Source organism: Ornithinimicrobium carbonis (assembly GCF_050703245.1).
In the GTDB taxonomy this organism is placed as follows: domain Bacteria; phylum Actinomycetota; class Actinomycetes; order Actinomycetales; family Dermatophilaceae; genus Ornithinicoccus.
Genome location: NZ_CP192647.1, coordinates 626,951 through 639,555, shown reverse-complemented (window position 1 = coordinate 639,555; position 12,605 = coordinate 626,951). Strand labels below are relative to the sequence as shown.

Below are 12,605 nucleotides of genomic sequence, written 5' to 3'. Positions count from 1 at the left end.
GCACGCAGAGCGGTGAAATCCCCGGACGGCGCCGGGGCTCAGGCCTGACCGTCGAACATGGACGTGACCGACCCGTCCTCGAAGACCTCGCGGATGGCCCGCCCGACCAGCGGGGCGATCGACAGCTCGGTGACCTTGTCCAGGGCGCGCGCCTCGTCCGACAGCGGCAGCGTGTCGGTGACGATCACCTCCGTGACCACCGAGTCCCGCAGTCGCTGGACGGCCGGGTCGGAGAAGATCGCGTGCGTGGCCGCGACCACGACCCCCTTGGCGCCGTCGGCCATGAGCGCGTCGGCGGCCTGGGTGATGGTGCCGCCGCTGTCGATCATGTCGTCCACCAGGATGCACATCCGGCCGGCGACCTCGCCGACGACCCGCTTGGCCACCGACTGGTTGGGGCGGGTGATGTCGCGGGTCTTGTGGATGAAGGCCAGCGGCACCCCGCCCAGGCGGTTTGACCAGTACTCCGCCACCTTGATCCGGCCGGCGTCCGGCGAGACGACGGCGAGGTCCTGCCCGGCGTACTTCTTCTTGACGTGGTCCGCCAGGATCGGCAGGGCCATGAGGTGGTCGACGGGCCCGTCGAAGAACCCCTGGATCTGGGCGGTGTGCAGGTCCACGGCCATCAGCCGGTCCGCGCCGGCGGTCTTGAACAGGTCGGCCATGAGGCGGGCCGAGATGGGCTCGCGGCCCCTGTGCTTCTTGTCCTGGCGGGCGTAGCCGTAGAAGGGCAGCACCACGGTGATCCGCTTGGCCGACGCGCGCTTGAGCGCGTCGACCATGATCAGGTGCTCCATGATCCACTCGTTGACCGGGGCGGTGTGGCTCTGGATGACGAAGGCGTCGCACCCGCGGACCGACTCGTCGAAGCGCACGTAGATCTCGCTGTTGGCGAAGGCGTAGGCCTGGGTCGGCACCAGCGAGGTGTCCAGCTCCTCGGCGATCGCCTCCGCCAGCGCGCGGTGGGCCCGCCCGGTGAAGACCATGAGGTTCTTCTCGGGCGTGCGGTGGATGCCGGTCATCAGCTCTCCTGGGTGGGGGTCGAGGCGTCGTCGGGACGGGTATGGGGTGCGCCGGCGTCCCGGGCGGGCTCGTCCCCGGCCGTCCGCTCCTTCGCCAGCGCGTCCTCGGCCGCCCGGGCCGTGGGGGTGCCCGCGCGGCGACGGGCGACCCACCCGTCGACGTTGCGCTGCCGGCCGCGGGCGACCGCGATCTGCCCCGGGCCGACCCGCCCCTCGATGGCCGAGCCGGCCGCGACGTAGGCACCGTCGGCGATGTCGACGGGGGCGATGAGGACCGAGTCGGAGCCCACGAAGCTGTGCCGGCCCACGGTGGTGCGGTGCTTGGCCACCCCGTCGTAGTTCGCGAAGATCGTGCCCGCCCCGATGTTGGCCCCCTCGCCGATCGTGGCGTCGCCGCAGTAGGTCAGGTGCGGCACCTTGGCGCCCGGGCCGATCCGGGCGTTCTTGGTCTCCACGAACCCGCCGATCTTGCCCCCTGCGCCCAGCTCGGTCCCTGGCCGCAGGTAGGAGAACGGCCCGACGCCGGCGTCCTCGCCGACCACGGCCAGCTCGGCCTGGGTCCGGACGACGCTGGCCCGGTCCCCCACGACGGTGTCGGTCAGCGTCGTGTCCGGGCCGACCACGGCGTCGCTGCCGACTGGTGGTCGCTCCGAGCAGCTGGACGTTGGGCCGCAGCACCGTGTCCCGCCCGATCGTCACGTCGGCGTCGATCCACGTCGTCGCCGGGTCCACGACGGTGACCCCCTCGCGCATCCAGTGCTGGACCACCCGCCGGTTGAGCTCGCGACCCAGGTCGGCCAGCTGGACCCGGTCGTTGACGCCCTCCGTCTGCCACGGGTCGTCCACGAGGTGGGCGACGACCCGCCGTCCCTCCTCCCGGGCGATCGAGACGACGTCGGTGAGGTACTTCTCACCCTGGGCGTTGTCGGTGCCGACCCGGCCCAGCGCCGAGCGCAGCAGGGCCGCGTCGAAGGCGTAGATGCCGGAGTTGATCTCGCGCACGTCGACGACGTGGGCCCACTCGTCACCGGCCTCGCGGTGCCGCAGCGCGTCCTTGAACTCCATGATGGCCACGACGTCGCCAGCCTCGTCGCGCACCACCCGACCGTAGGACTTCGCGTCCGGCAGCTCGGCGCTGATGACCGTCACCGCTGCGCCGCTGCGCTCGTGCCGCTCGGTGAGGTCGCGGAGCGTGGCGCCGGTGAGCAGGGGGACGTCGCCCATCGTCACCAGTACGGTCCCCTCCAGGTCCGCCGGGAGGACGTCCAGCCCGCACTCGCAGGCCCGGCCCGTGCCCTTGACCTCGTCCTGGTCGGCGACCAGGGCGTCCGCGTCGGTCTCCTCCACGTGGGCGGCGACCAGGTCCCGCTCGTGGCGCACGACGACCGCGAGGTGGCGCGGTGCGGCCTGGCGGGCGGCGTGCAGCGCGTGGCCCAGGAGCGTGCGTCCACCGATGCGGTGGAGGACCTTGGGGGTGGCTGACTTCATCCGTGTGCCTTCACCGGCGGCCAGGATGATCACGGCGGCGGGGTCGTATGACGTCACGGGCACGACTGTACCCGTGCCCCGGGAGGGCCCGGCCCGGCCCCGGACCCGGCCCGGCCGGGGCCGCGGTCCGGGCCCTGGGCGACGGAATCCCCCCGGCCGGGCAGACGCGCCGGGGGTGGCCGACGCAGCTGTTGGCATGATGGCCGGGTGACCTCCCCCGCTCCCAAGAACGCCGCCCGCAACCGGATGACGGGGCCGCAGCGCCGTCAGCAGCTCATCGAGGTGGGGCGGCGACTGTTCGCCGAGCGGGGCTTCGAGGGGACCACGGTGGAGGAGATCGCCGCGACCGCCGGGGTCTCCAAGCCGGTCCTCTACGAGCACTTCGGCGGCAAGGAGGGGCTCTACGCGGTCGTCGTCGACCGGGAGATCCAGGCCCTGCTGGGCCAGATGACGGCCGCCCTGACCCAGGAGGGCGCCCACGCGCGCAGCCTGCTGGAGGCGGCCGCGATGGCGCTGCTGGACTACATCGAGAACTCCACCGACGGCTTCCGCATCCTCGTGCGCGACAGCCCGCCGGGACAGTCGACCGGCTCCTTCGCCAGCCTCATCAGCGACATCGCCAGCCAGGTCGAGCACATCCTGGCCGCCGAGTTCAAGCGTCGGCAGCTCGACCCGAAGACGGCACCGCTCTACGCGCAGATGCTGGTGGGCATGGTCGCCATCCCCGGTGGGTGGTGGCTGGACTCGCGGCGGATGAAGAAGGAGGACGTGGCCGCCCACCTGGTCAACCTGGCCTGGAACGGGCTGTCCGGCATGGAGGCCAGGCCCACCCTGCGGACGGTCAAGGACCGCACGGCCTGAGCCCGGCCCCCCGGTGTCCTACGCTGGTGCGGTCCTCACGCGACCTTCCCCGGTTGCTCTGCTGGCAGGGGCCGCCTGACTTTGAATCAGGACTAGCGACGTAGGTTCGATTCCTACCCGGGGAGCCGAGCAGGCCCCGCACTACAGTGGCGGCATGGGTGAGCCGGAGCCGCACGGGCCCGACCAGGACGAGGTCGACCGCATCGTCGCTGCCTGGCGCCGTGAACGGCCCGACCTGGACGTCAACCCTCTCGAGGTGCTCTCCCGCGTCTCCCGGCTGGCCCGCCACCTGGACCTCGCACGTCGGGAGGCGTTCGCGGGTCGCGGGCTGGAGTCCTGGGAGTTCGACGTCCTCTCGGCCCTGCGCCGGGCCGGGGAGCCCTACCGCCTCACCCCCACCCAGCTGGTGCGCCAGACCCTCGTGACGAGCGGGACGATGACCAACCGGATCACCCGGCTGGTGGAGCGCGGACTTGTCGAGCGCACCACCTCCGACTCCGACCTGCGGTCGGTCCTGGTGCGGCTCACCCCGGCCGGCCGCGACGTCGTGGACGGCGCCCTGGAGGAGCTGGTGACCGGGGAGCGGGCGATCCTGGCAGCCCTCACCCCCGCGGAGCAGGCGGACGTGGCCGCCGTGCTCAAGCGGCTGCTCCGGCCGTTCGACGACCGCTGAGCCACCCGGCCCAGCCCGTGCGGCCGGCCCCGTGCGCCCGGGTCCCTACGGCCGGGTCCCTACGGCCGGGTCCCTACGGCCGGGTCCCTACGGCCGGGACGGGTGACACCACGACGACGCCTAGGACCCCTTGCGGCTGAACGTTCGTTCAGCCTATGCTGACTGTGTGTTCAGTCAGGACGACTCACCCACCGCCCGCGACCGCATCCTCACCGTGGCCGTGGAGCTCTTCGGCACCCAGGGCGTACGGGGCACCAGCCTGAAGGCGATCGCCGCGCGGGCCGAGGTGTCCCCGGCGCTGGTCCTGCACCACTACGGCACCAAAGAGGGCCTGCGGGAGGCCTGCGACCAGCGGGTCGTGCGGACCATCAGGGAGACCAAGAGCCGCGCCATGGCCGAGGGGCCGGGCGCCGACCTGGTCGCGATGGTCTCCCGGATGGACGAGGGACGCTCCGTCCTGCGCTACCTGGCCCGGGTCCTCGTCGAGGGCAGCCCGCACCTGGACGCGCTCATGGACGACCTGGTCGACAGCGCGCTGCAGTACACCGCCGAGGCCGAGCGCGCCGGCATGGTCCGCCCCACCGCCGACCCCCGCGCCCGGATGGTCGTGCTGACCCTCTGGTCGATGGGGGTCCTCGTCCTGCACGAGCAGCTGCACCGCATGCTCGGTGCCGACGTCCTCGGGGAGGGCGGCGACGTGCTGCCCTACCTCCTCCCGGCCTCGGAGATCCTCACCCAGGGGGTGCTGACCGAGGAGGCGATCGCCGCCCGCACCGGCGGCGGCCCCGACCCGCAGCCACGACCCTCCGGCACGCCTCCCGACGACCCCGACGACGCGCAAGACCCCGACGACCCGCAAGACCCCGACGATCCCGACGAGAAGGACCCACGATGAGCACCGCACCCGTCATCTCCACCGAGGGACTGGTCAAGACCTTCGGCTCCACCCGCGCCCTCGACGGGCTCGACCTGCGCGTCGAACCGGGCGAGGTGCACGGGTTCCTCGGACCCAACGGGGCCGGGAAGTCCACGACGATCCGGGTGCTCCTCGGTCTGCTCCGGGCCGACGGGGGCACGGCCCGGCTCTTCGGCGAGGACCCCTGGGAGGAGGCCGTCGGCCTGCACCGCCGGCTGGCCTACGTGCCCGGCGACGTCGAGCTGTGGCCCAACCTCACCGGCGGCGAGGCCATCGACCTCTTCGCCCGGCTGCGCGGCACCCTCGACCGGGCCCGCCGCGACGAGCTGGTCGAGCGCTTCGACCTCGACCCGGGCAAGAAGGCGCGCACCTACTCCAAGGGCAACCGGCAGAAGGTGGCCCTCGTCGCCGCCCTCGCCTCCCCGGTGGACCTGCTCCTCCTCGACGAGCCCACCGCCGGGCTCGACCCGCTGATGGAGGTCGTCTTCCAGGAGTGCATCCGGGAGGCGCGCGCCCAGGGCACCACCGTCCTCCTCTCGAGCCACGTCCTGGCGCAGGTGGAGGTGCTGGCCGACCGGGTCTCCATCATCCGGGCCGGTCGCGTCGCCGAGAGCGGGACCCTGCAGGACCTGCGGCACATGTCCCGCACCACCGTCGTGGCCTCCCTGCGACGGCCGGCCGACGGGCTCGCCGACCTGCCCGGTGTGCACGCGCTCGAGCGCTCGGGGGACCAGGTCCGGCTGGACGTCGACGGCGACCGGGTCGAACCGGTCCTGCAGACGCTCGCCGGGCTGGGCGTCACCTCGATCGTGGCGCACCCGCCGACCCTGGAACAGCTGCTCATGCGGCACTACGGCGACGAGCTGCGCCCGCGCGAGGACGCGGAGGTGCTCTGAGATGGTGACGACGACGACCCGCCCCCGGCGGACCCGGGCCACCGCCCCGGACCCCGACGACCGGCCGACCGGGCCCACCACGGGCACCGGAACCCTCGTCCGGCTGATGCTCAGGCGTGACCGGATCAAGCTGCCCGCCTGGGTCGGCGGACTGGGCCTGTTCATGGTCTACCTGGGGGCGGCGCTGCCCCAGCTGGCCCCGACGGAGGCCGACCTGGCCGCCGTGACCCCGATGGTGCAGCAACCCGTCGGCCGCCTCTTCACCGGCCCCGCCTACGGGATGGAGGACCCCACCCACGCCAGCTTCTTCGCCGCCGGCTACCTCCTCTACCTGCTGCTGCTGGCCGCGCTGATGAACATCATGCTCGTCACCCGGCACACGCGCCTGGAGGAGCAGAGCGGTCGCTCGGAGCTGGTGCGGGCCGACGTGGTCGGACGGCAGGCGCCGCTCACCGCGGCCCTCGTCGTGGCCGTGGTCACGAACGTCCTGGCCGCCCTGGTGGTCGGGCTGCTGGCCCTCGCCAACGGTTATCCGGCACCCGGCTCGGCGGTCGTCGCCGCGTCCGTCGGCCTCGTCGGCCTCGCCTTCGCCGGGATCACCGCCGCCACGGCCCAGCTGAGCGCCCACTCGCGGGGCGCCGCCGGCCTGGCGGGTCTGGTGCTCGGTGCCGCCTTCGCGCTCCGGGCGCTGGGCGACATGGTCGCGCCCGGCGGCAGCGCCCTGTCCTGGGTCTCGCCGCTGGGCTGGGGCGCGCAGGCGGCACCGTACGTGCTCGACCGGTGGTGGCCCCTGCTGCTCCTGCTCGTCCTCGCGGGAGGCACGGTCGCCCTCGCCTACGTGCTCCAGGGCCGTCGCGACCTCGGGGCGGGACTGCTGCCGGCCCGTCGTGGTCACGAGCGGGGTGGTGCCTCCCTGGGCTCGCCCTGGGGCCTGGCGCTCCGCCTCCAGCGGGGGCCGCTGCTCGCCTGGGGCGCGGCCGTCCTCTTCCTGGGGGTGATCGACGGCGCCTTCACCCAGGTGATGCTCGACTCCGCCGACGCCCTTCCGCCCGAGATGCAGGCCATGTTCGGGGCCGAGCAGATGACGCTGGGCTACGTCGCCTTCCTCTCGGTCTTCAGCGCCATGCTGACCTGCGCCTACGTGGTGTATGCCGTGCAGTCGCTGCGCGCGGAGGAGGCCGCCGGTCGCGCGGAGCTGGTGCTGGCCACGCCCACCAGCAGGGCCGCCTGGGCCGGGTCCCACCTGGCGGTGGTGGCCCTGGGGGCGACGCTGATCATGGTGGTGACCGGGGTGCTCACCGGGGCGGCGGCCACTGCCGTGACCGGGGACCCGTCGCTCACGGGCGACAGCACCGCGGCGCACCTCAACCTCGTCCCGGCGGTGCTCGCCGTGCTCGGTCTGGCCGCCCTCCTGCACGGCTGGCTCCCGGGTCTGCTGGCACCGGTCGGCTGGGCGGTGGTGGGCCTGATCGTCTTCACGGGCACCTTCGCCACGCTGCTCGACGTGCCGCAGGCGGTCGTGGACCTGTCCCCGCTGAGCCACCCGGCCCAGGTCCCGGTCCAGGACGTGGCGCTCACCCCGCTGCTGCTGCTGGCGGGTCTGACGGTCGTGGGGGTCTCCCTCGGTCTCCTGGGGCTGCGCCGCCGTCAGGTCGCCGGGCGGTCCTGACCCTCAGGCGTCCTGCACCACCTCGGAGACCTCCATCCACTCCTCCTCGAGCCGGGCCTCCTGGTCGGTGAGGGCGGCCAGCTCGGCGGTGAGCGCGGTGAGCCGGTCGGGATCGGTGGCGGCCTGCGCCATCTGCTCGTGCAGCCGGGCCTCCTGGGCGTGCAGCCGGTCGAGGGACCGCTCCACCCGCGCCAGGGTCTTGCGGGCCTCCCGCACCGCGGCCGCGTCGGCACGCGCGCCCACCCGGGACGCGGCTGCGGCACCGCCGTCCGCCGGGGTCGCCGTCGCCGGGACCACGCCCGGGCGGGCGGAGCCGCGGTCGGGCATCCGTCGACGCAGCCGCAGGTACTCCTCCACCCCTCCCGGCAGGTCGCGCAGCGAGCCGTCCCCGAGCAGGGCCGTCTGCCGGTCGGTCATCCGCTCCAGCAGGTAGCGGTCGTGCGAGACCACGATCAGGGTGCCGGCCCAGCCGTCGAGCACGTCCTCCATGGCCGTCAGCGTGTCGATGTCCAGGTCGTTCGTCGGCTCGTCGAGCAGGAGCACGTTGGGCTCGTCCATGAGGAGCCGCACGAACTGCAGCCGCCGCCGTTCCCCCCCGGAGAGGTCCCCCACCCGGGACTGCTGACGACCGCCGCTGAAGCCCAGCCGCTTGGCCAGGGAGCTGGCCGAGACCTCCTTGCCGCCGATAACGGTGAAGGAGCGCACCTCGGTGATCGAGTCGATCACGCTCCGGCCGGCCACCCGGTCCAGCTCGCGCAGCTCCTGGGTCAGGGCGGCCATGCGCACGGTCTTGCCGACCTTCAGCCTCCCCTCCGCCAGCGGGTGCTGACCCTGCAGCACCCGCAGCAGGGTCGACTTGCCGGCCCCGTTGACCCCGACGAGCCCGTAGCGGTCCCCGGGTCCGATGCGCCAGGTGACGTCCTCCAGCAGCGTGCGGTCGCCGACGGACACGGTGGCGTCGACCAGGTCGAGCACGTCCTTGCCGAGCCGGGTGGTGGCGAACCGGACGAGCTCGACGGTGTCGCGCGGCGGCGGTTCCCCCTCGATGAGGGCGGTCGCCGCGTCGATCCGGAACTGCGGCTTGCTCGTCCGCGCGGGGGCCCCGCGCCGCAGCCAGGCCAGCTCCTTGCGCGCCAGTTGGCGCGGCGGTCCTCGGTGACCCTGGCCACCCGCTGGCGCTCGACCTTGGCGAGCACGTACGCCGCATACCCGCCCTCGTAGGTGTGCACCCGCCCGTCCTCGACCTCCCAGGTCCGGGTGCTCACCTCGTCCAGGAACCACCGGTCGTGCGTGACGACGACGAGGGCGTTGCCGGAGCGGGGACGCCGCTGCGAGAGGTATGCCGCCAGCCAGGCCACGCCCTCCACGTCCAGGTGGTTGGTGGGCTCGTCGAGGACGAGCACGTCGGGGTCGCTCACGAGCAGGGCCGCGAGGGCGAGCCGGCGGCGCTCGCCGCCGGACATCGGACCGACGACCGCGTCCCAGCCACCGACGGCCGACGCCCCGGTGCCGCCGAGCAGACCCTCCAGGACCTCCCGGACACGGGCGTCCCCGGCCCACACGTGCTCGGCCAGGTCACCCAGGACCACCTCGCGCACGGTGGCGTCGGGAGGCAGCAGGTCGGTCTGCGCGAGCATGCCGGAGGTGACGTCCCCGGTGCGCAGCACCCGACCCTCGTCGAGCTCGCGTCCTCCCGTGAGCACGCCGAGCAGGCTCGTCTTGCCACCGCCGTTGCGACCGACGACGCCGATGCGGTCCCCGTCCGCCACGCCCACGGACACCTCGTCGAGGAGCACGCTGGTGCCCAGGACGAGGCGGGCCCGGTCGAGGGCCACCAGGCTGGCGGGTGGTGGCGCCATCAGCCCTGCACCGGGCCCAGCGGCCCGCCGCGCACGGGTCCGGGCGGAGGTGGTGAGGGCGTGCGGTGGTGGTGCACCACCTGCGCGCCGGGCACCGGCCCGACGACCCGGGTGATGTCCCCCGTCGGACCGTTGGCGGCCAGCCCCACGGACAGGTCGATCGCCTCCGCCTGGGACCCGACGAGGAAGGCCACGGTGGGACCGGAGCCGGACACGATCCCCGCCCGTGCGCCCAGCTCCAGCCCGGACTCGAGGACCTCCCCCAGCAGGGGCTCGAGTGAGACCGCCGCGGCCTGCAGGTCGTTGCGCAGCGCGGCGGCCACCTCGTCGGTCTCCATCCGGCGAAGCGCCGTCATCAGGGCACCGGACGGCTGGGGGACGGGGACGTCCTGCCCGGCCTCGGCGCGGAGGCGGTCGCACTCGGCATACACCTCGGGGGTGGACAGCCCCAGGCCCTCGCCGACCCACAGCACCCAGTGCAGCTCCCCGCGGGCCAGCACGGGGGTGATCTGCTCGCCGCGGCCGGACCCGATGGCCGTCCCCCCGTGCAGGAGGAAGGGCACGTCGGAGCCCAGGCCCGAGGCGATGAGCTCGAGCATCTCCTGGTCGACGTGGTCCATGGCCCACAGCTCGCGGCAGGCGACGAGGGTGGCGGCCGCGTCGGCGCTGCCCCCGGCCATGCCCCCGGCGACCGGGATCTGCTTGTCGATGTCGATCCGCACCGGGCCCGACCCCGCCCGGCGGCCCCGCCGGCGGACCAGCGCGCGGGCGGCCTTGAGCGCGAGGTTCTCCTGTCCGGTCGGGACCCGGTCGGCGAACGGGCCGGTGATGTGCACCGACCACCGGGAGGCGGGCTGCACGGTGACCCGGTCATAGACGCTGACGGCGTGGAAGACGGTGGACAGCTCGTGGTAGCCGTCCTCGCGCAGGGGTCCCACGGCGAGCTCCAGGTTGATCTTTCCGGGCACCCGGACGGTGACGGCCTCGGTGCTCCCGCCTGGACTCATGGCATCACCCTATGGGGTCGGCCGACGATCCTCCTGGCCACCCGCGAGGCCACCGTCGCCACCCGTCCCCGCGTCGCCCGCGCGGTCCGCAGCCCCCTCCGCCCCGTCGCCGGACGCTGCGCCCCCGAAGCCGTCGGCGTCGTCCCTGGCGGCGTCCGCGATCCGGGCGAAGTCCTCCACGGTGAGCACCTCGCCGCGCGCCCGCGGGTCGACCCCGGCCGCCCGCAGCACCCGCTCGGCCCGCTCCGCGCCGCCGGCCCAGCCCGCCAGTGCGGCCCGCAGGGTCTTGCGCCGCTGCGCGAACGCGGCGTCGACGACGGCGAACACCTCCTGCCGGGCGGCACGGGCGGCCGGAGGGTCCCGGCGCACCATCCGGACCAGTCCGGAGTCCACGTTGGGTGCCGGCCAGAACACGGTGCGCCCGATCCGCCCGGCCCCCGTCACCTCGGCGTACCAGCCGGCCTTGACGCTGGGCACCCCGTAGACCTTGCTCCCCGGCCCGGCCGCGAGCCGCTCGGCCACCTCGAGCTGGACCATGACGAGCACCCGTTCGAGGGTCGGCACGGTGGCCAGCAGGTGCAGCACCACCGGGACCGCGACGTTGTAGGGCAGGTTGGCCACCAGCGCTGTCGGTCGGGGGTCGGGCAGCTCCTGCAGCCGCAGGGCGTCGGCGGGCACGACCGTCAGCCGGTCCGCCAGGTGCGGGGCGAGGTCGGCGACCGTGCGCGGGAGCTGCTCCGCCAGGGTCGGGTCGATCTCCACCGCGGTCACGTGGGCGACCTCCGGCAGAAGAGCGAGCGTCAGGGAGCCCAGGCCGGGCCCGACCTCGAGGACCACGTCCTGCGGCCCGACCCCGGCCGCCCGCACGATCCGCCGGACGGTGCCCTTGTCGATGACGAAGTTCTGCCCCCACGACTTGGTCGGGCGGATCCCGAGGCGGTGGGCCAGCTCACGGACCTGCGCCGGTCCGAGCAGGCTCTCCTCGTGCTCCACGCCGGTCATCCTCGCACGGTGGGCCGCTCCGTCCGGGAGGTGAGTCAGGAGGCAGGGACGCTCAGGGCAGGTAGTAGGTCAGCAGATCGGCGCGCACCGGGGGGAACAACGCCTCCATCAGGTCGACGTGCGGACCGGGGTAGACGTCGGGGTGGCGCCGCGACAGCCCGGCCATCCCGAGCGGGCCGAGCAGCAGCGGGCCCAGCAGGTCGGGAGCCGCGCCCGCCCCGCCGTGCGCGCCCGGTGACTGCAGGGTGCCGCCCACGACGGGCTCCCGAACGAACCGCCCGTCCACCACGGGCAGGCGCAGCTGCTGGCGGAACGTGCCGAGCAGCACCTCGTCCGGGGGCTCGATCCCCGAGCGGGCCAGGCGGGCGTCCAGCACGGGCCGCATCCGGTCCAGCAGCGCGGCCGCGTCGGGCACGCGCACGTAGTACTGCTCCGCCTCGGCGGGCGCGGGGCCGCAGACCTCGTCCACGACCGCGCCGCCGACCGTGCCGGGGCGGTCCCACACAGTGACGGGCTCGGGCTCGTCCACCGACCGGGCGAGCGCGTCGGCGGCGGCGACCATGGCCCTGGCGGCGGGGGGGGTCGGACGCGGCGAGCTCGGCGAGCACGACCCCGTCCTCGGGCGGCGTGGTGCGGCCGGTCGCCACGACCTCGGCGCCCCGCTCCACGACCCAGGTGGTCGAACCGTCCCGGTCGAGCAGCCAGCCCCAGCGGGGCGGCGAGTGCGGCATGCGCAGGTCCGACGCCGCCTGCGCAGCGTCCTGCAGGCGGCGGGACGACGGGCAGGTCGGCCCGCGTCGCCGGGCGCACGACGTGCCCGTCGGGCATCGCCGGGGGCGTGACCAGCGGGCGGTGGCCGGGGATGTCGACGGCGTAGGAGTAGCCGAACGTCCGGTAGAAGTAGGGGATCCCGATCATCACCTGGAGCACGTGCCCGCGGGCCGCCGAGAGCTCGTGCGCCCACCCCATGAGGGCCCGCACCAGCCCCCGCCCCTCGTGGTCGGGGACGGTGGCGACCAGCTCGACCTGCCCCGCCGGGAGCCGGACGGTCACGTCCGATCCCGGCACCGCCAGCTGCAGCTCCTCGTTGAGCAGGGTCGCGGTGGAGACGACCCGGTCGTCGTCGACGACGACGGCGCAGGTCTCCCAGCCCGCCGCCGGATCCTGCACCACCAGCCGGTGGTCGACGGCGTCCGCCGGCTCGCCGCGGTC

At 74.3% G+C, this 12,605-nt stretch carries 9 protein-coding genes, 1 tRNA gene and 3 pseudogenes; 6 read left to right on the top strand and 7 right to left on the bottom strand.

Annotated features, from left to right (window positions below):
• Positions 1 to 38 precede the first annotated feature (38 nt).
• Both ACQ95T_RS03310 and glmU read right to left on the bottom strand, forming a co-directional pair.
• Positions 39 to 1,022, bottom strand: coding sequence for a ribose-phosphate diphosphokinase (locus tag ACQ95T_RS03310; protein WP_425939349.1), 984 nt, complete (start codon positions 1,020 to 1,022; stop codon positions 39 to 41).
• A pseudogene (gene glmU, locus ACQ95T_RS03305) lies at positions 1,022 to 2,567 on the bottom strand (bifunctional UDP-N-acetylglucosamine diphosphorylase/glucosamine-1-phosphate N-acetyltransferase GlmU). Before glmU ends, ACQ95T_RS03310 begins: the two are co-directional and overlap by 1 nt.
• 189 nt (positions 2,568 to 2,756) lie before the next feature.
• Here glmU and ACQ95T_RS03300 point away from each other — a divergent pair.
• The 6 genes from ACQ95T_RS03300 to ACQ95T_RS03275 all read left to right on the top strand — a co-directional run bounded on the left by ACQ95T_RS03300 (position 2,757) and on the right by ACQ95T_RS03275 (position 7,525).
• Positions 2,757 to 3,371: a TetR family transcriptional regulator gene (locus tag ACQ95T_RS03300; protein ID WP_425940017.1), complete on the top strand. Its 615-nt coding sequence runs from the start codon at positions 2,757 to 2,759 to the stop codon at positions 3,369 to 3,371.
• Positions 3,372 to 3,417: 46 nt separating this feature from the next.
• Positions 3,418 to 3,496 (top strand) — tRNA-Gln (locus ACQ95T_RS03295).
• Positions 3,497 to 3,525: 29 nt separating this feature from the next.
• A complete protein-coding gene (locus tag ACQ95T_RS03290; protein ID WP_425939346.1) occupies positions 3,526 to 4,044 on the top strand; it encodes a MarR family winged helix-turn-helix transcriptional regulator in 519 nt (172 codons plus the stop codon).
• 166 nt (positions 4,045 to 4,210) lie between these two features.
• Complete coding sequence (locus ACQ95T_RS03285; protein WP_425939344.1) at positions 4,211 to 4,939, top strand: TetR/AcrR family transcriptional regulator; 729 nt, start codon at positions 4,211 to 4,213, stop codon at positions 4,937 to 4,939.
• On the top strand, positions 4,936 to 5,856 hold the full coding sequence (locus ACQ95T_RS03280; protein ID WP_425939342.1) for an ABC transporter ATP-binding protein: 921 nt from the start codon (positions 4,936 to 4,938) through the stop codon (positions 5,854 to 5,856). The genes ACQ95T_RS03285 and ACQ95T_RS03280 overlap by 4 nt, the downstream gene beginning before the upstream one ends.
• A 1-nt stretch (position 5,857) precedes the next feature.
• Positions 5,858 to 7,525 (top strand): ABC transporter permease, encoded by a 1,668-nt coding sequence (locus ACQ95T_RS03275; RefSeq protein ID WP_425939341.1) that lies wholly within the window; start codon positions 5,858 to 5,860, stop codon positions 7,523 to 7,525.
• Between the two features lie 3 nt (positions 7,526 to 7,528).
• On the opposite strand, the pseudogene ACQ95T_RS03270 reads toward ACQ95T_RS03275, so the two are convergent.
• The 5 genes and pseudogenes from ACQ95T_RS03270 to ACQ95T_RS03250 form a co-directional block, all read right to left on the bottom strand.
• Positions 7,529 to 9,384, bottom strand: a pseudogene (locus ACQ95T_RS03270) (ABC-F family ATP-binding cassette domain-containing protein).
• Complete coding sequence (locus ACQ95T_RS03265) at positions 9,384 to 10,391, bottom strand: 4-(cytidine 5'-diphospho)-2-C-methyl-D-erythritol kinase (RefSeq protein WP_425939338.1); 1,008 nt, start codon at positions 10,389 to 10,391, stop codon at positions 9,384 to 9,386. The pseudogene ACQ95T_RS03270 and the gene ACQ95T_RS03265 overlap by 1 nt, the downstream one beginning before the upstream one ends.
• A gap of 9 nt (positions 10,392 to 10,400) precedes the next feature.
• A complete protein-coding gene (rsmA, locus tag ACQ95T_RS03260; protein WP_425939336.1) occupies positions 10,401 to 11,393 on the bottom strand; it encodes a 16S rRNA (adenine(1518)-N(6)/adenine(1519)-N(6))-dimethyltransferase RsmA in 993 nt (330 codons plus the stop codon).
• 52 nt (positions 11,394 to 11,445) lie between these two features.
• Entirely contained in the window at positions 11,446 to 11,955 is a 510-nt protein-coding gene (locus tag ACQ95T_RS03255) for a hypothetical protein (RefSeq protein WP_431473934.1), read from the bottom strand.
• Positions 11,956 to 12,323: 368 nt separating this feature from the next.
• Positions 12,324 to 12,563, bottom strand: a pseudogene (locus tag ACQ95T_RS03250) (GNAT family N-acetyltransferase); the annotation flags it as partial.
• Positions 12,564 to 12,605 lie beyond the last annotated feature (42 nt).